The sequence below is a fragment of the Echinicola jeungdonensis genome (genome assembly GCF_030409905.1).
GTDB lineage: Bacteria > Bacteroidota > Bacteroidia > Cytophagales > Cyclobacteriaceae > Echinicola > Echinicola jeungdonensis.
The window spans coordinates 485,767-508,551 of sequence record NZ_JAUFQT010000001.1 but is presented as its reverse complement, the minus strand read 5'-3'; the positions used below and the strand labels follow the sequence as shown (position 1 = coordinate 508,551).

Annotated in this window: 20 protein-coding genes; 15 read left to right on the top strand and 5 right to left on the bottom strand. The window is 37.3% G+C overall.

Going from position 1 to position 22,785, the window contains the following annotated elements; all coding sequences use genetic code 11:
* Positions 1 to 5: 5 nt before the first annotated feature.
* From QWY93_RS02080 to QWY93_RS02015, 14 genes are all read left to right on the top strand, one after another.
* On the top strand, positions 6 to 533 hold the full coding sequence (locus QWY93_RS02080; RefSeq protein ID WP_290246533.1) for a serine O-acetyltransferase: 528 nt from the start codon (positions 6 to 8) through the stop codon (positions 531 to 533).
* Positions 530 to 1,819 carry a flippase gene (locus QWY93_RS02075; protein ID WP_290246532.1) on the top strand — a complete coding sequence of 430 codons (1,290 nt, stop codon included), beginning with the start codon at positions 530 to 532 and terminating at the stop codon, positions 1,817 to 1,819. The genes QWY93_RS02080 and QWY93_RS02075 overlap by 4 nt, the downstream gene beginning before the upstream one ends.
* Positions 1,820 to 2,674, top strand: coding sequence for a UDP-N-acetylmuramate dehydrogenase (gene murB / locus QWY93_RS02070; protein WP_290246531.1), 855 nt, complete (start codon positions 1,820 to 1,822; stop codon positions 2,672 to 2,674). It abuts the gene before it with no gap.
* A 6-nt stretch (positions 2,675 to 2,680) separates the two neighbouring features.
* Positions 2,681 to 3,640 carry a glycosyltransferase family 2 protein gene (locus tag QWY93_RS02065; protein WP_290246530.1) on the top strand — a complete coding sequence of 320 codons (960 nt, stop codon included), beginning with the start codon at positions 2,681 to 2,683 and terminating at the stop codon, positions 3,638 to 3,640.
* 59 nt (positions 3,641 to 3,699) lie between these two features.
* Positions 3,700 to 4,935 (top strand): hypothetical protein, encoded by a 1,236-nt coding sequence (locus QWY93_RS02060; protein ID WP_290246529.1) that lies wholly within the window; start codon positions 3,700 to 3,702, stop codon positions 4,933 to 4,935.
* Positions 4,889 to 5,713 carry a glycosyltransferase family 2 protein gene (locus QWY93_RS02055; protein WP_290246528.1) on the top strand — a complete coding sequence of 275 codons (825 nt, stop codon included), beginning with the start codon at positions 4,889 to 4,891 and terminating at the stop codon, positions 5,711 to 5,713. Before QWY93_RS02060 ends, QWY93_RS02055 begins: the two co-directional genes overlap by 47 nt.
* Entirely contained in the window at positions 5,713 to 6,921 is a 1,209-nt protein-coding gene (locus tag QWY93_RS02050) for a hypothetical protein (protein ID WP_290246527.1), read from the top strand. The genes QWY93_RS02055 and QWY93_RS02050 overlap by 1 nt, the downstream gene beginning before the upstream one ends.
* Complete coding sequence (locus tag QWY93_RS02045) at positions 6,918 to 7,742, top strand: glycosyltransferase family 2 protein (protein ID WP_290246526.1); 825 nt, start codon at positions 6,918 to 6,920, stop codon at positions 7,740 to 7,742. The genes QWY93_RS02050 and QWY93_RS02045 overlap by 4 nt, the downstream gene beginning before the upstream one ends.
* A gap of 141 nt (positions 7,743 to 7,883) precedes the next feature.
* Complete coding sequence (locus QWY93_RS02040) at positions 7,884 to 8,636, top strand: WecB/TagA/CpsF family glycosyltransferase (RefSeq protein WP_290246525.1); 753 nt, start codon at positions 7,884 to 7,886, stop codon at positions 8,634 to 8,636.
* Positions 8,637 to 8,680: 44 nt separating this feature from the next.
* Positions 8,681 to 9,616, top strand: coding sequence for a Gfo/Idh/MocA family oxidoreductase (locus QWY93_RS02035; protein ID WP_290246524.1), 936 nt, complete (start codon positions 8,681 to 8,683; stop codon positions 9,614 to 9,616).
* On the top strand, positions 9,616 to 10,458 hold the full coding sequence (locus tag QWY93_RS02030) for a hypothetical protein (protein ID WP_290246523.1): 843 nt from the start codon (positions 9,616 to 9,618) through the stop codon (positions 10,456 to 10,458). The genes QWY93_RS02035 and QWY93_RS02030 overlap by 1 nt, the downstream gene beginning before the upstream one ends.
* Positions 10,459 to 10,642: 184 nt before the next feature.
* Positions 10,643 to 12,682: a right-handed parallel beta-helix repeat-containing protein gene (locus QWY93_RS02025; protein WP_290246522.1), complete on the top strand. Its 2,040-nt coding sequence runs from the start codon at positions 10,643 to 10,645 to the stop codon at positions 12,680 to 12,682.
* A gap of 238 nt (positions 12,683 to 12,920) precedes the next feature.
* Complete coding sequence (locus QWY93_RS02020; RefSeq protein WP_290246521.1) at positions 12,921 to 14,003, top strand: NAD-dependent epimerase; 1,083 nt, start codon at positions 12,921 to 12,923, stop codon at positions 14,001 to 14,003.
* A 737-nt stretch (positions 14,004 to 14,740) separates the two neighbouring features.
* The gene (locus QWY93_RS02015) at positions 14,741 to 16,438 is read left to right on the top strand and encodes a capsule assembly Wzi family protein (RefSeq protein ID WP_290246520.1); all 1,698 of its coding nucleotides are present in this window, start codon (positions 14,741 to 14,743) and stop codon (positions 16,436 to 16,438) included.
* A 333-nt stretch (positions 16,439 to 16,771) separates the two neighbouring features.
* On the opposite strand, the gene QWY93_RS02010 is transcribed toward QWY93_RS02015, so the two are convergent.
* The 5 genes from QWY93_RS02010 to QWY93_RS01990 form a co-directional block, all read right to left on the bottom strand.
* Complete coding sequence (locus QWY93_RS02010) at positions 16,772 to 17,377, bottom strand: IS3 family transposase (protein WP_290248802.1); 606 nt, start codon at positions 17,375 to 17,377, stop codon at positions 16,772 to 16,774.
* Between the two features lie 14 nt (positions 17,378 to 17,391).
* Positions 17,392 to 18,129 (bottom strand): IS21-like element helper ATPase IstB, encoded by a 738-nt coding sequence (gene istB, locus QWY93_RS02005; protein WP_290246277.1) that lies wholly within the window; start codon positions 18,127 to 18,129, stop codon positions 17,392 to 17,394.
* Positions 18,130 to 18,179: 50 nt separating this feature from the next.
* Complete coding sequence (gene istA / locus QWY93_RS02000) at positions 18,180 to 19,718, bottom strand: IS21 family transposase (RefSeq protein ID WP_290246278.1); 1,539 nt, start codon at positions 19,716 to 19,718, stop codon at positions 18,180 to 18,182.
* A 160-nt stretch (positions 19,719 to 19,878) separates the two neighbouring features.
* Positions 19,879 to 20,226 (bottom strand): IS3 family transposase, encoded by a 348-nt coding sequence (locus QWY93_RS01995; RefSeq protein ID WP_290246519.1) that lies wholly within the window; start codon positions 20,224 to 20,226, stop codon positions 19,879 to 19,881.
* 32 nt (positions 20,227 to 20,258) lie between these two features.
* On the bottom strand, positions 20,259 to 20,576 hold the full coding sequence (locus QWY93_RS01990) for a transposase (RefSeq protein ID WP_290246518.1): 318 nt from the start codon (positions 20,574 to 20,576) through the stop codon (positions 20,259 to 20,261).
* Positions 20,577 to 21,241: 665 nt separating this feature from the next.
* On the opposite strand from QWY93_RS01990, the gene QWY93_RS01985 reads away from it, so the two are divergent.
* Positions 21,242 to 22,240: a mannose-1-phosphate guanylyltransferase gene (locus tag QWY93_RS01985; RefSeq protein WP_290246517.1), complete on the top strand. Its 999-nt coding sequence runs from the start codon at positions 21,242 to 21,244 to the stop codon at positions 22,238 to 22,240.
* Positions 22,241 to 22,785 lie beyond the last annotated feature (545 nt).

The following is a 22,785-nucleotide window of genomic DNA, read 5'->3' as shown; positions in this document are numbered from 1 at the left end:
ATTTTATGAGGAATATGATAAGCTCTGTATTGAAGCTTTTAAAAGAAGATAGAAGTGATTCAGCATCTTTTTTGTATGATTTTTTTTTAAATCCTAAGTATAAGGTAATGTTAAATTATAGATTGGGTGTATACATTCAGAATAGTAAGTTTTTTTTGCATGGCTTTTTTTTGAATATTCTAAGATATAGGATGGTTGTTAGGAGAGGTTGTGATATTTCTTATTCTGCAATTATTGGTAAGAAGTTACATTTACCTCATCCCATTGGAATAGTTATAGGGGATGATGTTATAATTAAAGATAATGTTACTATTTTTCAGAACGTTACCCTGGGAAGTCATGGTAAAGTGAATGAAGAATTGAAGTATCCTGAAATTGGAAATGGAGTCAAAATTTATGCTGGTGCCAAAATTATAGGTGGAATTTCGGTTGGTGAAGAGGCTGTTATTGGAGCAAACTCTGTGGTTACTAAAGATGTTCCACCACGTTCAGTTATAGTAGGTGTCCCGGGGAGAATAATTGCTTCTAGATGAAAAGTTTTATTAGTGATATTTTTCGGGTAGGAATCTCGAAAATACTTATTATATTATCTGGATTTTCAACTTCAATTATAGTTGCAAGAACATTGGGTCCGGAGAAGAATGGGATTATTGCTGCTCTAATTGTTTATCCAAATATTTTTATGACGATTGGTTCGCTTGGAGTAAGGCAGTCTGTTACCTATTTTTTAGGGAAAAAAAAATATCCTGAAGACGAAATAAAAAGAGGAATTGTTCAGATTTGGGTTCTTACATCATTCATTTCAACAATTTCATGCTTTTTGTTGATGTTTTTCTTTAGCAAATCACTTAAGGAATTTAATTTATTGATGCTTGCGGTCGCTCCTGTTTCATTTAGTTTGTTTAATACTTATTGTTCGGGAATTTATTTAGGGAAAAATAAAATTAAGGAATTTAATGCAGTAAACTGGATTCCGTCAGTAATAACGACTATTTTATCATTTGTAACTCTTGTTATTCTAAAATCAGATATTTCCGGTTATCTATTGTCAATTTTCTTAGGACAATTAATGATGTTTTTTGTTTTGGTTTTTAGGGATAATTTCTTAGGGTTTATTAGTGTTCTGATTAATGTTGATCTTGTTAAAAATTTAATTCGATTAGGGACTATTTATGCTGTTTCTCTTCTTGTTATAAATTTAAATTATCAACTCGACATTGTAATATTGGAACAATTAAGTTCAGATTTCGAAATGGGTATATACTCAAGAGGTGCAAATATTGTTCAGTACCTTTGGCAAATACCAATGTTGTTTAGTACGATTATTTTTGCAAGAAGTAGTTCTTCGAAAAATAGTTTTCAATTTTCTCTTAAGGTTTCTCAATTATTAAGGGTCTCTTTATTGGTGATAGGTTGTATTTCAATAGTATTGTTAATAATTTCTGATTGGATAATTTTAGGAATGTATGGAACGGCCTATATAGAGAGTGTTTCGGTGTTGAGACTACTTTTACCTGGTGTTTTAATTTTAACTCTATTTAAAGTGATGAATATGGATTTGGCAGGGAGGGGAAAGCCATGGGTCTCGATGAAAGCGATGCTACCTGCGTTAATTATTAATGTTGTTTTGAATATTATTCTCATTCCGAAATATGGAGCAGATGGAGCTGCTATTGCCTCCACCATCAGTTATTCAATAGCAGGTCTTTTATTCCTATGGTTCTACAGTAGTGAAGTCCAGATAGGAATTAAGGAAATTTTGAAATTCAAAAAAAGTGATATCGCACCTTTTAAAGGAGTGATAAGTAAGTTTATATAAATGAAAGTATTCGAAGAATTTGAGCTGACAAATTATAACTCGTATAAGATACATTCCAAGTGTAAGAGGGCTTATTTTCCAGATTCAGAGGAAGATATAATAGATTTGTTTTCAAGGAGTCAGGATTATGTTTTATTAGGTTCGGGCCACAATGTTATTTTGTCAAATTCCTATTATGAAAGAGAATTTATAATTTTCAACGGTAATTTCTCACAAATAGGTCTGAATGATAATGGAATATTAGAAGCTGAATCAGGTGTGACGATGTATGACTTGAGCCTTTTTGCGTTGGATAACGGGTTGACAGGCTTAGAGATTTTTTACGATATTCCGAGTTCGCTTGGTGGAGCTGTTGTAATGAATGCTGGTGCAAGTGGAGAGGAGATCAAAGACGTATTGGTTAAGGTTCGTTATTTGGATTTAGTGGATTTACAGGTTAAGGAAATCTTTAAAGAAGATATGGATTTCCAGTACAGAAATAGTTTTTTTCAGAAAAACACGAACAAAATTGTAATTAAAGCCTGGCTAAAGCTTGAAAGTGGGGATTGCGAGAAGATAAAATCAAAGATGGACCAGATAAGAAGTCAGAGGTGGCAAAAACAGCCTAAAGATTATCCAAACGCTGGAAGTGTCTTTAAAAGACCTAAAGGATATTATGTTGGGGCGTTAATTGACGAACTGAAGCTGAAAGGATTGACAAAAGGGGGAGCCAAAGTTTCTGAAAAACACGGTGGATTTATTATTAATTTTGATGGTGCCAGTGGAAAAGATATTATTGAATTGATAACCGAAATAAAGGATAGAGTGATGGGAAAATTCGGGATAGAATTGGAAGTAGAGCAAAGAATAATTTAAAATTTGATGTTGGTCAGTATTGTTTCAGTCTTTTATAATAGAGAGAATGTTGTTGATATTTCTGTAAAAAGTTTAATTAAACAAACTTATAGAAATGTAGAGATTATTTTGTGCGATGATGGATCGTCGGATGATACTTTTAAGAAATTGAAAGCTTATGAATCACTTGATGATAGAATTAGAGTGATCCATCACCAGAATGTCGGTTTTACAAATGCAATTCGAAAAGCTGTTGATACAGCTAATGGAGAATTGATAGCCATTCACGGATCTGGTGATTACTCTTATCCTGAGAGAATACAAAAGCAAGCAAATTATTTATCCGAAAACCCATCGGTTGGAGTAGTTGGTTGCTTATTTGAAAGAGAGGATTTAATCCTTAATAGGAAGGTAATTGTGGAACGTAGCAAAAGTGACGATGTGTTGAATAGTATTTGCGTGAGTCATGGAGAAGTTATGTTCAGAAAAGATGTTTACAATGCAGCAGGTGGATATAGGGCTTTTTTTCATTTTTCACAGGATAGGGATTTATGGTTAAGGATGTCCTTATCTAGCAAGTTGGATTTCGTTCCTGAAGTACTGTATACGGCTTTCACAAGAAATGATGGAGTAACGGGAAATGCTTATAAGCGAGCCATTCAGTTATTTTTTGCAGAAATGGCGAAGCAGATGTACGAAATGCGGAGGCAGGTTGGGTGGGATTTTATAGATAAGTTTGGAAACAACGCCTGGGTATTTAAGAAAAAATCTAAACGGCTAGGAAAGGAGTTGATGAAGCATTCACTATGGACCTTCAGGCAAGGTTACGCTGAAGAGGCTGGTAGGATCTTATGTTTAGCAAAGGATGAATCTAAAGCAGTTCCAATAAGAATGGCGGTTTTGCTTGTTTTTCTTTTGAGTAAATTTGAAAACGGTCCCGATTATTTATCGCGCATTCTGGACTTCAAAAGGAAGCTTCTTAAATGAGCCCATTGGTAATTAGCAAGAATAAGTTGGAGAAGTATTTAGTGCTAATTCTCTTGTTTATGGTAGTTTACCTTCCTCCATTTAGATTTTTAGTGGTGTCACCTGAATATCTTTTAATTATTGGATTTCTTGGCTGGAGCTTGATTCACTTTGGTGCATTTAAATTCGGAATAACCACAAGGTCTATTTTCGTATTTATTTTGACTTTTGCACTTATTGTGTTCTATCTCATTCTAAAAGAATACCTCAGCACTGGAATTAAGGATGTAGGATTTCAACATTTGTATTGGGTCAAGCAATTTAGATTTTTTGTAAATATACTTCTTGTTTCACTTCCATTTGCTCTATTCCTCTATAAGCGAAAATGGACGGTAGAGGAATTATTGGAAGCTTTTGTTGTTATTGGTGTTGTTCAATCAGTTTTTGCAGTAATAATGTTAGCGTTTCCTAGTTTCAAAATTTATGTAACGGAACAGATGTTAGATCTACAATTTATGTTTGAAAATAAAGGAGACAGATTATTATTTAGGATATTTGGCTTGTCTTCTGAGTATTTATTTACCTATCCCATATTTCAGGGATTTGTTTTGATGATCATATTCACAACGGTTGCTCAAGGACTTTATAAATATGTTTGGTTTGTACCTTTAATTATAATAAGTATAGTTTTTAATGCTAGAATTGGGATAGTTGCCATTCCAATTATTCTTTTTGTCTATTTTGTTTTTACATTAAGAAAATCAGATGCCTTTGTAAGTCTTTCAAAATTTATCAAAATTATCTCTGCTATTTTACTGGCGGTTTTATTGTTAGTTTTTAGTATTTCATTTTTTATTGACCCGGAAATATTCAATTATATGGTCTTAAGGGGATTGGAGTCAAATTCAAGTGGAGCTAATCACTGGGACAATCTATTTGAAAGAATGCTTGTGTTACCAAGTACCATTGGAGGGATTTTCTTTGGAGAAGGAAGGTACTTGTATGGAAACGTTTATGACGTTCAATCTGACATAGGTTATATCAATGACTTGTTGTTTGGTGGAGTATTCTATATTATTGTTTATTTTACTTTGATATGGTATTTGTTTAGGAATAAGTATCAGAGTTTTTCAAGAATTCAGAAAGTGTTGTTCTCTTCTGTTTTTTTGTACATAATAGTATGTAATTATAAAGGTCCATTACTTGTGAATAATGGCTTCTTGAGGGCAGTATTTATTGTCCTCTTTCTTCATATTATAAATAGTAAAAATGAATCTAAATCCGTTAGTTTCGATAATTACCGTAACCTACAATAGTGAAAAGTTTATTCAAGATACTTTTCGATCTATTGAAAATCAGACGTATAAAAATTTTGAATATTTAGTTATTGACGGTAAATCTAAGGACAATACACTTAAACTTGCATTAGAATTCAAAGAAAGATTAAGTCAAGAAATGAATATACTTTCTGAGAAGGATGAAGGAATATATGATGCTATGAACAAAGGTATTAGGTTAGCGAAAGGAGAATTAATTTGTATCCTAAACAGTGATGATTTCTTAGAACCTACCGCTTTAGAAAAATATGTGGAAACTTATAATTTGAATGATCAATCTGATAATTTGATTATAGTTGGCGATGCTAATATGGTAAGTGAAGTAGGTGAATTGCGGTATAATCGAGTAAATAATAATGATATTTTAAATAATCAAATAGAATTTACTATGCCATTAGTTCATCCGGCATTTTGTGTTCATAGAAACTTATATAATAATTTGATTGGTTTATTTGATACAAGTGTAAAATTAATTGCTGACTATGATTTTACTTACAAAGCATTTAAATCTGGAAAAGTAGAATTTAGGTTTACCGAAACTGTTTCGGTTAATATGAGAGAAGGTGGAGTTTCAGATATTTTTGATTTAGGCTTAATTTGGGATAGAGCGATTTCAAGATATAGGGTTAGAAAAGGATACCAAAGTTTTTTAAAAAATTCTGCGTTGTGTTTTAAGTTTTTTAGTGAAGAGGTCATTAGGCAGTTCTTGAAGAAATATTTTGCAAAATCTAAACTATTAAAAACAAACCGTAAATAATGTTAAGAAAATTAAGGTTTTTGATACCGGATGGAATGAAGCAAAAGTTACTTTATCCGGGATTTTATCTTTCGAATTTTAAAAAGAAGGTTTTTGATAGCTCTACTAATAATTTTAAAATTATAAGCGCTGGCTATAAAAATGAGTTTGGAGGGTATTTCAATATCCATTTGTCAAATAGTTTGGGAGATGTATTGTTTCACGGTACTGATGAGTCGGCCTTTTCTTGGCCTCCAAAAGAAAAGGTTGCCATATGTATAAAAAAAGAAAATGAAGAAAAAGGTGAAATCCTGGCCTACTCCGAAGCTTGGAATTGGCAACAAGGTGCATTTTTAAGATGGCTGTCAGATGAATTGATTTGCTATAATGATTTTGATAAAGGTACAGGTAATTACTGTTTGAAAATCATTAATAAATCGGGGAAACTCAAGGGTGAAATTCAATATCCAATCGGAGCCATTCATCAACTAGGAAAGATCGGGGTATCTTACAACTTTGAGAGATTGAGTGTCCTTAGGGAAGATTATGGATATTTTTCGAAGGAAGCTATAGATATTCAAGCTGTTTTAAATGATTCGACGGCATTTAGAACAATAGATCTTAATAACGGTGATATAATAAGAGAAATTAAATTTGATGAGTTAAGAGAGATTCTAAAAATAAATCCTGATAAAGATAAAGTTAATCATTTTGAGTTTAGTCCTAACGGGAGAAAGGTTGCGTATTTATATAGATATTGGTTGGGGAACATTAAGTTCACAAAGCTAATGGTGTTTGATTTGGAAAACGGGTCAAATTCACTAATAGGTGAGGAGGATTTTTATTCTCACTTTTGTTGGTTGGATAATCAAAAAATAATTGTTTTTGGTCAGCTTGGTAAGGAGAATAAATTTTTTGTGATCGATATTGCCTTAAATAGGAAGGTGATCCCAGATTATTTTGTCCCATTCCATGATTCTCATCCTACAACTAACTTGGATAATATCCTTGTTTTTGATAGCTACCCTAGTTTTTTCCGGAGATCAACAGTCTATTTGTTGAATCTAGAAAAATCAAAAAATTCAATTATCTATGAGGCTGTCCATCATCCAAAATTTAGGGGAGTGAACAGAATAGACCACCATCCAAGAGTAAATGATAACGGAACAAAGGTATACATTGATGTGCCGCATGGAGCTAATAGAAAGTTTGGAGTAGTTGAGTTATGACAGTTTCAATTGTATTGGCTTGTAGAGATAATACAGGGAGTTTAGAGGATACTATTAAGTCTATATTAACCCAAAGTTATACTGATTTTGAGTTAATTATAGTAGATGATGGTTCTAAGATTCCTGTTGAGTCCACTTTAAAAAGAGTCAATGATCCTCGAATTAAAATATATAGGATAGATGGCCAAGGATTAGGGGGAGCTCTGAATTTTGGTATTTCAAAGAGTCAGGGTAAGTATATTGTTCGTATTGACGATGATGACTTAATGGCTAAGATTAGGATAGAAAAACAAGTTGATTTTTTAGATAGAAATGAAGATGTGGTGTGCGTAGGAACCCAATTATGGTTTAAGTCAGATAATAAATATAGAGCGTTAAGGAAATTCCCATTAACTCATGAGGAAATTGTAAGAGATTTAATAAAGCTTCGATTTAGCATTGCACATTGTTCAGTTATGTTTAGGAGAAGTTCATTTGACCAGATTGGCGGGTACAGAGTAAAAGGTGGCGGTCAAGATTTAGATTTATTTTTGCAATTTTCCAAAGTTGGAAAATTGGCTAATCTAGATGAATTTTTGACCTACTACAATCTTTCATTAGGCGGATTGTCTGTCAGGGCACCTAAAAATAAATATAGGGCATATTTGTTTGCCTTAGAATCTGTTAGTTTGGATGCAGACTTTAAAGATAAGTATCCTAACATTTATCAATCGATTAGATTATTAAAGTATAAAGTTAGCAGGAAACATAATTACACGTTCTTTTTGAAAAGGGTTGTTCTTTTATTGCAAGTAAATTTTTTAGGGAAAAATATGATATAATATTTATAGTTTAATGTTATATATCTTCGATTATAAAAAAATTTTTGATTACAAACCGATTTTAAATAAGAATAAAGTATTTAGATACTATATTAGTATTTGTCAATGCCTAGTTTTAAGTAGTTATAATGAATGTTATATATGAAAGTGTATAAAGGTTCTTTTGGAAAAGTAGTTTCTACTATGGGTTATAATGTGTTTTCTGATCATTTAGAGAAAGTACCACTAGATAAAAAACATGTTGTTCTTAACACAATAAGTCCCAATTCATATGGAATCGCCAAGAACGATGGAAAATTTAAAAATGCATTAAAGGATTCGGATATTTTGGTTTTGGATGGGGTTTATTTTGGGCTTGGATATTTCCTTTCCACTGGAAAAGCGATAAAAAAAAATCAGGGACCAGAAGTTTTTGATTTTTTCATAAACAAGGCTAATGATTTAGCATTAAAGGTTTATTTCTTGGGCTCATCCCAAGAGACCCTAGAAAAAATAAAAGTAAAAGTTAAACTTAAGTATCCAAAGGTTAAGGTCTCGTCTTTTTCACCCCCATTTAGACAAAAGTTTAGTGAGGAGGAAACTAATGAAATGATTAATAAGATAAATAAGTTCAAGCCCGATATTTTGTTTGTTGGTATGACCTGCCCAAAACAAGAAAAATGGATTTTTTTGAATAAGGAGAAAATAGATGCAAATTTAATCTGTAATATAGGAGCTGTTTTTGATTGGGTTGCTGGAAATCAAAAAACTATACATCCAATATGGTGGAAATTAAGATTAGCTTGGCTTAAAAGAACAATTGATCGACCCGAAATTCTTAAACGATATCCTAATATATTCCTTTATTTTAAGGATATGTTGCTGTTTATATTTAAATTAAAAAAATCATTTTAATTAACAATTTATTTGACGTTTTATTGATGAACTAAATGCTACCAATGAATAAACAAATTAATAATGTACTCATATATGGCTTTGGCAGAATGGGACTAACTCATTATTCCATATTGAAAGGTTTAAATCCGAATCTGAATTTTACTATTGTGGAACCCGGTAAAATTCTGTATAAACTTCTCAAATCAAACTTTAATTCTCGATTTGTACAAAGTGATGAAAGACTTAATGATTCATTTGATTTAACTTTAGTTACTACACCACCTTTCATACATAATCAAATTCTTGAGAGATCACTTGCACGAGGTGATGAAAGAATATTTGTTGAAAAACCTTTTGGTGGACATACAAATACCGAAAGTGATATTAAAGGGGATAATGTCTATATTGGTTATGTGCTTCGTTATAATCCTTGCATACAATGGGTCAAAAAGAATATAAAACCAGCTGATATTATTTCAATTAAAGGTCAATATTTTAGTAATACAATTGAAAAAAAACCTAAAGGCTGGAGAAACGGCTCTTTTTCTGGGGTGCTAAATGAAATGGGGTCTCATATTATTGATTTAATTTGCTATTTAGCTAATGTTGAAGAGTTCGATATTCAGGAATCACGTAAACAATCGATTATTTCAGATGTTGATGATGTAGTTGAAGCTGTTTTGAGTTCGGGTAGTATGAGTATCTCTCTTAATTTTAATTGGGTGAAAAAGGAGATTCGCAAACCGATTTTTGGGCTTGAAATTGAATTAATTAATAATGCAAGACTTTTTGTGGACCAGCAAACCATTAAAATCTATGAGGGAGATGTCTTGATTAAAAAAGTTGCCGTTACCGATCTTGCGGAAACAGTTCCATACTATTTAAGAGGAATTGATTTTACCAAGCAGATGGAGAATCTCTTAGGTAATGCAGGCACACTTTGCTCAATGCATGAGGCCCTTAAAGTAAATAGGATAATGAATAATATATTAAAATAATGAAAATAATTCTAGGTGATAATCAGTTTTTTGGAATAAACCATTTTGATTTAGAAAAAGGGAGCCAAACTAAACAAAAGTTTTCTACAGTCAACAAAATTGATGAATTTATAAATTCTTCGCTTGAAATTGGATTGGATGGTTTTATGATTAATTCCAATGAAATAGGATATGATTTAATAGATGGTAAAAATTATGATTTGAACAAAGAGATCCACTATAGTATACCATATCCGCATAAATATGCGAGTATGGTAAATGAAAATGGAATGCTTAGCTTGCTTTCTTACCTCTTTAAGAATATCTCAATAGTTTCTAATTTTAATGAAATTGTAAAACTTTTTGTAACAAGAAACTTGCTTCATCTTATGCCTTTGGCATTGGATCTTGAAGTTCCAAAAAAGCTTCGAAAGGGAAGTATTGTATATCTTCAGAATATAGTTACTGATTTGCTCATAGGAATGGGCAGAGAAGATATTTTGATTAAATTTATTAAGGAGGTAATCCAGAAAGGATATAAACCTGGAATAATCACACTAAACCCAATTATTTTAAACAAAATTTTAGATAAGGTGGATCCTAAAATACTTCAAGACCTTATTGTTTGCTTTAACATTAATGCTGAAGGTTTTAATGTGTTCCCATCACTAAAAGAGGTAGAATCCTTTATTAATGATTCACATCCTTATATGTTAATGGGTATGAGTATATTTGCAAGTGGTGCAAGTAATATTCCTCAATCCATTCAATATATAAAAGAATTAAATTTAGATTACATCGTGTTTGGAACATCTAAAATTGAAAATGTCCTTCATAACTATGAATTGTTTTGTCAGAATTAGTGTAATAACCAATCTCGTCTATCCGTAGAATAGCATCCGAGCCAGGTGTGGATTGCATTTGCACTTTTCAATACGCATCGTACTTCATTGTTTCCATAGAAAGATTGTTATTATTAAAAAAATAGTCTTCAAAAATGATGTTGGATTTGATGTTATTCTGATATGATGCCCTAAATTTATAAACATGTGGCCACTATTTTATTTGTCATTTCTGTTGGTTTGTTGTACTAGTACGGAAGGGGGGCGGGTATCCGGAAACTCTGACTCTAAGGAGATCGATTTAGACACGAGTGAAGGGGGGCGTGCAATTTCAATTTGTCAAGGGCAAAATCAGAAAAATGTTGTTGTCTTTATTTCACCAAAAGGAACTGACAGTTATCCTGGAACATCTTTACAGCCATTGAGATCCATTAAAGAAGCTATTCGTAGGGTTGGCAAAAGTCGAACTAATGTAACTTTATTTCTAAGGGAGGGGGTATACCAGTCGGCAGGTTTAGTATTGAATCAACAGAATCTTGATCTCCAAAGTCTAACTATATCAAATTTTGAACGTGAAAAAGTAGTTATCTCAGGTGGGTTTCCGTTAGAAGCTACTTCGTTTAAAAAATACAAGTCAGGTAGTAATATTTACTACTTGAATCTACCTGAGGGACTTAATGGAGAAATTGGTGAAATATCCCGTATCAATTCTACAGGTTTTTACGAAACGAAAAATCCGCTCGCCATGGAGCTTTTTTTTAATGATGAGCCCATGCAGTTGGCGAGGCATCCTAATAATAAACTGATATCTATCGATCGGGTTATTTCAAGTGACCCGCAAAATCTAAGGGAAGAGTCAGTTTTTTACTTTGATCCGAATGTAAAGCTAAATTGGAAAGTAATAGATGAAGTACGGATAGGAGGACAATTTTCAGTTGGTTGGATTAATAATAATTTTAAGGTAAAGGACCTGGATTTAGTGTCGAATAAACTTGTTACTTCAAAAACGCCTTACCACGGTATTTATGCTACAAATGACACTACTACCGAAGTACTAAAAAGCTCTCGAAATTTGAGAGGTTTTTATTTCTTTAATGTTTATGAAGCATTGGATACTAAAGGGGAGTGGTTTTATGATAAAGACAAAGAACAGATTTTTCTTATTCCGCCTGGGAATTTGAAAAGAGCAACTTTAAGTCTTTCCGTTTTGGGAAGTCCTTTTATGAGGATTGAGAATTCAGATGTTCCTATCACTATCAAGGGATTGAATTTTACAACTACGAGAGGAAGGGGGGTGGAACTTGTCGACTCTAAGAATATCACTATAAGTAATTCGACTTTTCGAAATATAGGGCTGGAAGGTATTAAAACAGAAAACTGCGAAAATCTTAAAATCGATTCCTGTAAAATATCAAATACAGGAGCAGAGGGGATCTACTTGTCCGGAGGTGAAAGGAAAAACTTAATTCCCTCAAATAACTCCGTTACTAACTGTGTGATAAATGACTTCTCAAGGGTCTTTAGAAGTTATTCTCCCGGTATCAGAATAGTTGGAGTGGGACATTTAATTTCAAATAATCACTTATATGGTGCTCCTGGACAAGCCATTATATTTAGTGGAAATGACCATGTGATTGAAGACAATTTGATTGAAGATGTTTGCAATGAATTTACTGATATGGGAGGTGTTTATAGTGGAAATGATCCATCATCTACAGGAACAATCATCAAGGGAAACATATTTAATGGGATTAATAATCCTAAAAGTAATATGATTGCTTCTATTTATATTGATGATGGGAATAGTGGTTTGATTATAGAGGATAATATTTTTATTGAATCAGGCTCTCCACTTTTTGGTGCTATAACTATAAATGGAGGGGCTTTTAATCAATTGAAGAATAATACTTTTATCAATTGTGGAAAGGCTTATTATGCGAAGTATTGGTCAAATCAAACTGTTAAGAATAGATTTTTTGACTCCCCTGAGAATTATAAGAAGTTTACTGAGATTGTGGATATAAGATCTACTAAGTTTGTTGAGAAGTACCCACATCTTGTTGATTTTATGAACTTTGAGAAAGTTGAGAGAAAAAACCATATATCTGGAACAAGATTATACAATGTTAGGTATTTTGGAATGGGCGAAGGGTTTAAAACCGAGGAAAGACAGGAAACTGTTACCAAGTCTAAAATGGATCAGGCCACATTGGAGAGGTTAAATCGGTGGAAAATTAAATTATGATATAGAATCGACAAAATTGAAAACAAATTTTATAGTGAAATTTTCACCCTATAACTTTCATCTGTTAGGAATTTTGGAAAAAATTAACACACTGAATATTTATGGACTGAAAAAAACGCTTAGTTTTAGTTTGTAAATACAACTTCATATTCTCGCAATTTGTAATTGTCCTTACCAATCATCACGGTTCGGCTCCAGTCTTGAAGCTATTTGATCTAATTTATAAAAGAATTATTAAATGAAAATTCTCATTACCGGCACAGCCGGATTTATTGGTTTCCACTTGGCCCAAATGTTACTTGAGCGGGGCGATACCGTGGTAGGCTTGGACAGTATAAATGACTACTATGATATCCAACTAAAGTATGGCCGTCTTGCAATGACGGGGATACCCTATGATAAAATTAAATATGGCAAAGTCGTGCATAGTGATGTTTATCCCAATTATCGCTTTATCCAGTTGAATCTTGAGGACAAGAGTGGCATTGACCGGCTGTTTGAAGAGGAACAATTTGATGCGGTGGTGAATTTGGCGGCACAAGCAGGTGTAAGGTATTCACTAGAAAACCCGTTAGCATATATTGATTCTAATATAGTGGGATTTACTCATATTCTTGAAGCTTGCCGAAATCATAATACTGGACATTTGGTTTATGCTTCTTCAAGTTCAGTTTATGGGGCGAATTCACAAATGCCATTTTCAACTTCGCACTCCGTAAACCATCCAGTTTCTCTTTATGCTGCATCAAAAAAATCTAACGAATTGATGGCCCATACTTATAGCCATTTATTTAATATTCCAACAACCGGATTAAGGTTTTTTACTGTTTACGGCCCATGGGGTAGGCCCGATATGGCCCCTATGATTTTTACATCAAAAATTATTAAGGGGGATCCTATTAAGGTATTTAATTATGGGGATATGCAAAGGGATTTTACCTTTATTGACGATATTGTTGAAGGAATTGTTAGCGTAATTGACAACCCACCTAAAGGAAATCCTGATTGGAATGGTGAGGCGCCGGACCCTTCAAGTGCTAAAGCTCCATATAAAATTTATAACATTGGAAATTCCAATCCAGTTAAATTAATGGATTTTATAGAGACTATAGAAAATAATTTAGGAATAAAAGCAAAAAAAGAATTATTACCTATTCAACCAGGAGATGTTCCTTCCACCTATGCTGATACAAGTGAATTGGAAAATGACTTAGGGTATAAACCAGAAACTTCAATTGACCAAGGGGTAAAAGAATTTGTTAAATGGTACAGGGACTTTTACAAGGAAAGTAAGTCTATTGTAGAAAGCCAGGAATCTTAAGACGTAAAATGATAGAATTTAGACCAAAAAATCCGCAGTGGAGTCGAAGTTCAAATCCGAAATCCTTAGGTTTTGGTCCAATTAAACCAGAAACCTCAGCTCTACTAAACAACAATTCTAATCACAATTTTCCTTTCCTGAATTCCAGTTTTTATTTAAAAGATTAAGCAGATAAGGAAATAACCTCCGTTTCCAAATGCCAGACTGCTTTGTTGTTCCTCTACGCAAAGCTCCAGGAGGCAGTGACGTACTGCTTTCGCCCTTCGGCTTTCGGCCATTTGCGCCCAACGCTTAACACTTAAAATTTATCGCTTAACCTTCGAATCACTATTATCCAATCCCGAATCCCGAATTATTCCGATGACCTGTTAAATTTTTCTTCCCTAAAACGGTTGGCTTCGACTCCGCTCAGCCACCGACCTTGGTTTTTCAGTTAACCAATTAACCAAATAAACAGTTAAACTTTGTTTCCAAATGCGAGACTGCTTCGTCGTTCCTCCTCGCAGTGACGTTTCCCCTTTCGCCCTTCGTTCTTCGCCATTCTGCTTTCCACATCTTTTTAAGTTTCTGATAACTGCGATCGCTCCCCAAACGCTTAACAATTAACAATTTCTCTCCAAATCACAATTATCAAATCCCATATCCCCTACCAAAAACAAAAAAATATCCCCATCTTTGTCCCTTGAAAATCAACCTTATTCCTGATGGGCAGATTCCTGTTTTTATTTCTTTCTTTTTTGTGCTATAACCTAGGAAACCTCTTCGCCCAAACCCTACCAACAGGCTCCCCAGCCCTCGAAGAATCCCTCCGCCGAAAACAATTCCTCGGCGAAATAGACTCCACCATTTCCTTTAATCTTCGCCCTCTCCAACCCAATTTTCTTTTTGGAATAGATCCCAGTTATGATTATGCTCCTTTTGAAACGGGGTATCATTGGGGAGAAATTAACCGGGATTCTCCAGATAAAGTAATCACTTGGATGCCGGTTAGGAATACCCTTGCCTTAAATACAGGGAGGCCTTATGGTTATGGGAATGGCCCCATGATCCCTAATGTGGGTTTCCAGTATATGCTTACTGGGGGAATTGCGGCCAAATATAAGTTTTTCAATATCCAGCTGATGCCGGAATTAGTATGGGCGCAAAATCGACCTTACCAAGGATTCCCGGATAATTTAGGGAATTCCATAAATAGCGCCAGGTATGTATCCTGGAATCATGGGGATAATCCAGAAAGGTTTGGAACCAAGTCCTATTCAAAATTAGGTTTGGGGCAATCCAAAATCACCCTAAATTATGGTTCCTTTGAAATGGGGGCTTCCACCCAGAATATCTGGTGGGGGCCAGGACAGTTTAATGCCCTGATTTTTTCCAATAATGCAAGAGGATTTCCCCATCTGACCTTAAATACTACTCGTCCTGCAAAAACATTTTTGGGTTCGTTTGAGGGCCAATTGATAATGGGAAAATTACAACCTTCGGGATTTGAAGGCTCCCAAAACCCATTACTCAATGATCAATATTTTGATGAGCTTTCTGAGGATTGGCGTTACCTGAATGGGATTTCCATTAGTTATCAGCCCAAATGGGTGCCAGGTTTGTTTCTGGGGCTGAACCGGACCTTTCAACAATACAGTGAGGATAAGACCAACTCTTTTGGGGATTGGTTTCCTGTTTTTGAAGTACTTACAAAGTCTGGTTTGATAGATGGTGGAAATACTGTCAATTATGATGGGAAAAGGCAGGACCAGCAAATTTCTATTTTTGGTAGATATCTGGTTCCCAAAGCCCAAGCTGAATTTTATTTTGAATACGGTAGGAGGGACCATGCCCTGAATTGGCGGGAATTTATGTTAAACCCAGAACATGCCAGGGCTTATTTAATGGGTTTTAATAAAATATTTAAACTTCCGGTATCCCAAAAAATGGTGCAAGTCAGGGCAGAAATGACCCAACAGCAGGAGTCGGTTAATAGATATATAAGGTATGGGTTGAGAGGGGGAACCAGTTGGCATGCCCATTACCAGGTGAGGGGCTTTACCAATTATGGGGAATCCATGGGGGTAGGAGCCGGCCAAGCAGGAAGTAATATCCAAACCCTTGAACTGTCTTTAATTGACAAATTAAATAAATACGGCATTGTCCTGGAACGCTTGGCCAATCACCAGGATTTTTATTACAGAGGATTAGGGCAACAATCCGAACGCAAACCTTGGGTTGATCTTTCCCTTGGTCTCCTTTTTGATTACCAGTGGGATCGATTTTTACTAAGTTCCCGGCTTCAATTTATCAATGGTCTCAATTACCAATGGCAACTTGAACCCGAAAGCACCCCTGAATTTCCAGTTGGAAAGGACAAGTTCAGTGTATTTGCTCAAATTCACTTGATTTATCTCCTTCCGACTATCGATCATCAGAAGATTCCGTTTTTTTAAAGGTGTTAAGTGTTAATCGTTAAAATGTTAAACGTGCACCCAATGCTTAAGAAATAACTTCCGTTTTCAAAGGCGGGACCGCTTCGTCCTCGCAGTGACTTTTGCTTTCCGGCCTCGACCTTCGCTCTATAGCCATCCACATCTTTCTAAATTTCAATTAACCGTTATAGTTCCCTAAACGCTTAACAATTAACGCTTAGCCACTGGATTTGCAACAAAAAACTGGACAAATGATTAAGCTCTATGTTAATATAATAACGCCTGCCGCGGGCTCCTCAAATTGTCAGTGCGATATTGAAAAAAAAATCACCCTGACAATTTCGAGGTCAGTCTTTATACGGTAATTTTTTTGTTGGTTTTTCCGAACTGATCAGGTGATAGGTACCCAAGTGAGGAGTGTCTCCTGTTCCTATTGTACCAGATTTCAATAAATTCGAAAATTTCCTGTTTTGCTTGCATTACTGATCCGTATTTACGGTATCCTGTTTCCGATTTCAGGATTTTGAAGAAGTTTTCAGCTACTGCATTGTCCCAGCAGTTTCCTTTTCTGCTCATGCTCTGCCTCACCTTTTCAGAATCGAGTTCATTCTTGAATTCACCGCAGGCATATTGTACGCCCCTGTCTGAATGGAAAACCAGGTCTCTGAAAAAAGGCCTGTTGATCTGTGCCATTCGCCATGCCGGTATAACTGTTGCCCCGGCATGCATGGTGGTGGACATCGACCATCCGATTATCTTACGGTCATACAGGTCCATGATCATGGTCAGGTAAAGCCATCCCTCTTCTGTCCAGATGTAGGTAATGTCCGATACCCATGATTTTGCAGGGCCATCAGGGCTGAAGTTCCTGTTGTCTATTCCGGCGATGCTGGGCCAGTGTTTCCGGCGTATACTGGGCCACGGATTCCGGGAATCATTGGGCCACTTTCCAAGTGCAATAATAGGGTTAAAATTTAATTGTCCAACTTCTTTTTGCTTCTCATGGATTCTCCTTCCAGTTCTATCCTATGTGAGGAGTATACGAGCCTGTCGAGCACGGCATCTGCAATGCTGTCATCACCAATGGTTCCATGCCATTGGCTGACCGGTATCTGTGATGCAATGATCGTTGAACTTTTCTCATAGCGGTCTTCCATGATGTCCATAAGGGCAATCCTGGCCTGCCCATCCATCGGGGCCAGACCAAAGTCGTCCAAGATGAGCACATTGGTTTTTTCGAGCTTTTTGAGCAGTTTATGGTAGGTACCTTCCAGCTTGGCCAATCTTACCGCATCAAAAAACCTGGCCGTATTGTAATAAAGCGTCCTGAACCTGTGCTGGCAGGCCCTGACCCCAAGACACTGGGCCAGGTAACTTTTCCCGGATCCGGTGGCCCCGGTAAGGATGATGTTCGTCCGGTTTTTGATGAAGGCCAGTCCGAGCAATCTCTCAAACAGCCCCCTGTCCAGGTTACGGGAGTTATGGTAATCAATGTCAGTTGCCGCAGCGGCCTGTTTAAACCCTGCCTGACGTATGAGGTTGTCTATGCTTTTGTTCTGCCTGTACTCCCATTCGCTGTCCACTAGAAAGGCCAACAGTTCGTCGGCCGACATGTCCTGATAGAGATGTTCTGTCAGATTCTTGTGGTAAAGTTCCGCCATGGTACCCATGCGCATCTGTTTCATTTTTTCAATGGTGTTGTGTTCGTTCATAATTCATTTGGTTGGGATATTATAATTCGTTTCATCAAGAGGGCGGCCTGTCAGCTGTAGGAGCCCCTGATGTTCTTGTGACCCGGGGTTAAATGATCCTTGGCAGGAGGCAGTTCCTCGAGGTCCATTTTGTTTTTAAGTATCCTTTCAAGGGTATGGTAGGAGGCTTTTTCGAAGCCCAGTGCCCGTTTACAGGCCCTTTCCAGACGCTCCTGTCCATAGCTTTTCAAGAAGGAAAGAATCCCCTGTGCCTGTTTGTAGCCGATTTCGGGATAGGTGTACTGGCCGATCAACGTTCCGATATACTCCTGGGTGTTCGGACCAACTTTTTGTGCCCTCCGGTCAAAGTATTCCGGGCTCCAGTCATTGTAGTATTGGTGGTTGCTGGGCATATGTTCCCCGATGGTGATGTACTGGCCTTGCCGGGAAGCCCTTTTGTGGGATGCGATCCGCTCCTGACGGTAAAATATCTCCACGGTGTTCCGGTTGTACTGTAACTCCACGCTCTTGCCCATATAGCGATAGGGACAGCTATAATAGTTTTTGTCCTCTCCCAGGTAAACATGGGAGGATTTCTGGACGGTGGCCTTTTTATAATAACGGATGCTGTAGATGCTTTTGGGAAGGGGCTGCAGGAACTCCTTTTCGATGTCCAAAAACTGGCTTCGCCTGCTGCCCTGTCCATGGCTGAGCAGGTAGTCATTGTACTCCTCCAGTTTTTCTGCAATGGCCGCATTGAGCTCCTCCAGGCTGAAGAAGGTATGGTTGCCCAAGGGGTAATAGATCCGTTGGTAGACCAGGGTGACCGAACGCTCCACGAGTGATTTGTCCTGCGGGCTATAGGGCCGGGCAGGATCAAGGGCGCAGCCGTAATGGAGGCCAAAATCCGAAAAGGTCTTGTTGAGGACCGGGGCATATTTTGAGGCCTTGTCCACTGCTGATTTGAGATTGTCAGGGACGACGGCATAGGGTACCCCGCCCATCCAGCCCAGACAATAGACCAGACAGCTGATAAAATCCTCCCGTTTTTGGCTGGGCACCGCCCTTATGTAAGTGTACTGGCTGCAGGGCAGGACACCAACAAAAACCTCTACGGCTATCTGCTCCCCAGTCCGGCGGTCAACGTAGTGCAGCTTCTTTCCGCAAAAGTCCACGAAAAGCTTTTCCCCGGCACGGTGGGACAGCTTGCCACTGGCGTTGTTGCGCTTCTTCCATTGCCGGTAGTGCCAGGTGAACTGGCTGTATTTATAGCCTTCCGGATTTTGGGAGATATATTCCTTCCACAGTACCTGCAGGGTACAGCCGGGCTTTTTCATCTCCCCGTCGATGTGGGGAAAACACCCCGAGAGATGCTCATAACGTTCCTTTTCGGTCTGCCCTGTCTCGGTGAAAAGTTCCTGTAGATCTTTGCCGTCAAGGGAGAGCAGTTCCCCGTACCCAAGGGAAAGATCCCTGAAACGCCTGACATAACTGTCAACGGTCTTTCGGTTGACGCCCAATAGGTCTGCCACTTTTCGGTTGCTAAGCCCCTTCTGCTTGAAGGTGATCAAACTTCTTAAATCCATGATGTCTATTCTTTGTCCTGCCATGTAGTTGCTGTTATTCGACTACAAGGCTAATAACTTATCATGGAAAGTGGCCCAATGACCTCCGGTACCAAACAGCTCGGGAATCCTAAAATGGCCCAGTGACCTCCGGAAAACCGACTCTATTTTTGGCCCAGTGATTCCCGGAATGGCTGGCCCGCTATCACCGTAAACCGTGGCCCAGTGACCTCCGTTTTAGACACCTGTTAAGCAGGTTCGGACTGATTCTGAAACTGTGGTTAGATTCAGTGGTACAGACACTGAACTTCCCCGATATCACACTCCTGAGCCCATTTGCTTTCATTATCCTGGCAACCCTTGGCCTGGACACCGAAAAGCCCCTGTCCCTAAGCTCAATGGTTATCTTCGGACTTCCATACCGGCACTTGCTTTCAGCATAGATTTTATGGATTTCCCTGGATACTTCTTCTCGCTCCTCAGCACATTTGGATGGTTTTCGGTTAAGCCAGCCATAAAAACCGCTTCTGCTTACTTTAAAAACCCTGCACATCTTTTCAACAGCAAACTCGTGCCTGTGAGCCCTTATGAACCGGAATATTTGTTGTCCCCCTTGGAAAAGATGCTTACTGCCTTTTTTAGAATATCACGCTCCAGTTCGGCTTCTTTCAGGGCTTTTTTCAAGGCAAGGATTTCTTTCTCTTCTTCTGTTAGATGCTGTTTCCCGTTTCCGGGAAAGCTGCTGGATTCACTTGCTTTAAATTCCCTGGCCCAACGCCTGACCAGGTCTGGTCCAATCCCAAGTTCTCTTCCAACTTCAGTACTTGTTTTTCCATTCAAATGAAGCTCTACGGCCATCGTTTTAAAGGCCTTGTCAAATGTTCTCCTTTCTCTATTACTCATTGTTTCAAATTTAAGAAAAGAGCTTAACTTATTGTCCAGTCAAAGGTATACACTCCACACTTCCTTCCGAATCCCAATTATCCAATCTCGAATCACGAGAATTCAGTTAACCAATTAATCAACTAATCAAGTGACCTTTGTTTCCAAATGCGAGACGGCTTCTCCGCCCTTGGCGGATGGCAGTGACGTTTAGGTTTTTGAATTTGGTCTTCGCCCTTAGACTTTCGGCTTTCATCCCTCGCCCATTAGCTATCAATCATTTCTGCCTTAGTTACCGTTATCGGGGGCCAACGGTTAACACTTAACATATAACGATTAACCTCCGAACCCGATTATCAAATCCCCAATCCCCATTATTCAGTTAACCAAATAATCAAATAACCAATTAACCTTTGTTTCCAAATGCGAGACTGCCACCCCCCCCCTTTGGTCGGGTTCGCAGTGACGTTTTGCTTTTTGCTTTCGGCTTTCCCCCTTAGGCTTTCGGCCTTTTGATACCTTTTATTGTGCGTCTAGCGCTTAACCATTAACTTTTAACCTTTAACCTTCCCATCCCGAATCCCCCATTTATCAATTAATCAGTTATACAAATAAACGATTAACCTCCAACAGCATTTTCCTTTTAAAGGCACAGGCTGTATATTGTAAAAAAACTTTTACCCATTATGGCCACGATACATGTAATACTTTCAGGAGGAGTGGGGTCAAGACTTTGGCCTTTGTCAAGGAAAAGCCGCCCAAAACAATATATACCTATTTTTGATCAAAAAACCCTTTTCCAGAAAACGGTAGAAAGAAATCAAGGGCTCTGTGATCGCTTGATTATTGTTGGAAATAAGAACAATTATCTGCTGTCCAGGGAGGCTATAAAAAAGGTTGGAAAACAAGATTTTGAGGAAATTATTGAGGCCTGCCCAAGAAACACAGCGGCAGCAATTGCTTTTGCTGCATTGGCCGCCAAGTCTGAAGATATATTATTCGTAACCCCTTCAGACCACTTGATAGAAAATGGTGACCATTATAAAGAATGTGTCCACCGGGCCATGGAATTGGCTGGGGAGGGTTATATTGTCACTTTTGGATTGGAACCAGATCACCCGGATACGGGCTTTGGGTATATTGAAGCTAAAGGGGAAGATGTTTTGGGATTTAGGGAAAAGCCTAATTTGGATACAGCAGAGAAATTCCTTAAAAAAGGAAATTTTCTATGGAATTCGGGCATGTTCTGTTTTAAGGCAGGCGTTTTTTTGGAAGAGTTGAGATTATATCAACCCGACATTTTCCACAAAGCTGAAATAGCATTTAAAGCAAAAAATGAGATATTCTTGGATAATGAATTATCCTGTGAAATTCCCTCCGTATCAGTTGATTATGCGGTAATGGAAAGGACTACTAAAATCAAAGTAGTTCCTTCCCATTTTGAATGGTCTGATATGGGATCTTTTGATTCCATTTTCAACTATTTTAAGAAAAAGGGCCACCCCATAGATGAGAAAGGGAATATGGTCATAGGCACGGATATTCATACAGAGTTTTTAGGCCTAAAAAATGCCATGGTCATCGCATCACCTGATGCTCTTTTAATCCTTCAAAGAGAAAAAGCCCAGGATGTCAAAAAGATATTCGAAAGGCTTTCTACCGAAAATCCGGAGTTGGTGGATTGAAAAATAGTATTGAGTAGGGAGATTTGAGTATTGAGCCCCTAACATTGACCGTTAAATTCGTTAATTCTGTGCTTCACACTTAACAATTAACACTCATCCTCCCCAATCCCAATTCCTGGTTTTTCAGTTAATCAGTTAACAAATAATCAATTAATCACCCGTCCCCAATGCGAGACTGCTTCTCCTCCTTTGTCGGATCGCAGAGACGTTTAGCTTTTTGATTTTGTTCTTCAATCCCCGATCCCTTGCATTCGGCTTTCTCCCTTAGACATTCGGCCTTTATCCTTCGCCCTTCGACTATCGATCTTTTCGATTTTCAGATAATTGCTATCATACGATCAACGCTTAACAGTTAACCCTTAACGATTAACCATTTCCATCAAATCCCCATTCTTCAGTTAACCAATTAAACCAATAAACAATTAACCTTAGTTTCCAATTACGAGACTGCTTCTCCTTCCCCTGTCAGGTTCGCCTACCTACGGCAGGCAAGCAGTGACGTTATTCTTTAGGATTTTTCGGCCTTTACCATTCGACTACCAATC

What these genes read in the sequence shown, in the direction of transcription:
- QWY93_RS02080 (WP_290246533.1), top strand. Translation starts at nt 6, where the DNA reads ATGAGGAATATGATAAGCTCTGTATTGAAGCTTTTAAAAGAAGATAGA.
- QWY93_RS02075 (WP_290246532.1), top strand. Translation starts at nt 530, where the DNA reads ATGAAAAGTTTTATTAGTGATATTTTTCGGGTAGGAATCTCGAAAATA.
- murB (WP_290246531.1), top strand. Translation starts at nt 1,820, where the DNA reads ATGAAAGTATTCGAAGAATTTGAGCTGACAAATTATAACTCGTATAAG.
- QWY93_RS02065 (WP_290246530.1), top strand. Translation starts at nt 2,681, where the DNA reads ATGTTGGTCAGTATTGTTTCAGTCTTTTATAATAGAGAGAATGTTGTT.
- QWY93_RS02060 (WP_290246529.1), top strand. Translation starts at nt 3,700, where the DNA reads ATGGTAGTTTACCTTCCTCCATTTAGATTTTTAGTGGTGTCACCTGAA.
- QWY93_RS02055 (WP_290246528.1), top strand. Translation starts at nt 4,889, where the DNA reads ATGAATCTAAATCCGTTAGTTTCGATAATTACCGTAACCTACAATAGT.
- QWY93_RS02050 (WP_290246527.1), top strand. Translation starts at nt 5,713, where the DNA reads ATGTTAAGAAAATTAAGGTTTTTGATACCGGATGGAATGAAGCAAAAG.
- QWY93_RS02045 (WP_290246526.1), top strand. Translation starts at nt 6,918, where the DNA reads ATGACAGTTTCAATTGTATTGGCTTGTAGAGATAATACAGGGAGTTTA.
- QWY93_RS02040 (WP_290246525.1), top strand. Translation starts at nt 7,884, where the DNA reads ATGAAAGTGTATAAAGGTTCTTTTGGAAAAGTAGTTTCTACTATGGGT.
- QWY93_RS02035 (WP_290246524.1), top strand. Translation starts at nt 8,681, where the DNA reads ATGAATAAACAAATTAATAATGTACTCATATATGGCTTTGGCAGAATG.
- QWY93_RS02030 (WP_290246523.1), top strand. Translation starts at nt 9,616, where the DNA reads ATGAAAATAATTCTAGGTGATAATCAGTTTTTTGGAATAAACCATTTT.
- QWY93_RS02025 (WP_290246522.1), top strand. Translation starts at nt 10,643, where the DNA reads ATGTGGCCACTATTTTATTTGTCATTTCTGTTGGTTTGTTGTACTAGT.
- QWY93_RS02020 (WP_290246521.1), top strand. Translation starts at nt 12,921, where the DNA reads ATGAAAATTCTCATTACCGGCACAGCCGGATTTATTGGTTTCCACTTG.
- istB (WP_290246277.1), bottom strand. Translation starts at nt 18,129, where the DNA reads ATGAACGAACACAACACCATTGAAAAAATGAAACAGATGCGCATGGGT.
- istA (WP_290246278.1), bottom strand. Translation starts at nt 19,718, where the DNA reads ATGGCAGGACAAAGAATAGACATCATGGATTTAAGAAGTTTGATCACC.
- QWY93_RS01995 (WP_290246519.1), bottom strand. Translation starts at nt 20,226, where the DNA reads ATGTGCAGGGTTTTTAAAGTAAGCAGAAGCGGTTTTTATGGCTGGCTT.
- QWY93_RS01990 (WP_290246518.1), bottom strand. Translation starts at nt 20,576, where the DNA reads ATGAGTAATAGAGAAAGGAGAACATTTGACAAGGCCTTTAAAACGATG.
- QWY93_RS01985 (WP_290246517.1), top strand. Translation starts at nt 21,242, where the DNA reads ATGGCCACGATACATGTAATACTTTCAGGAGGAGTGGGGTCAAGACTT.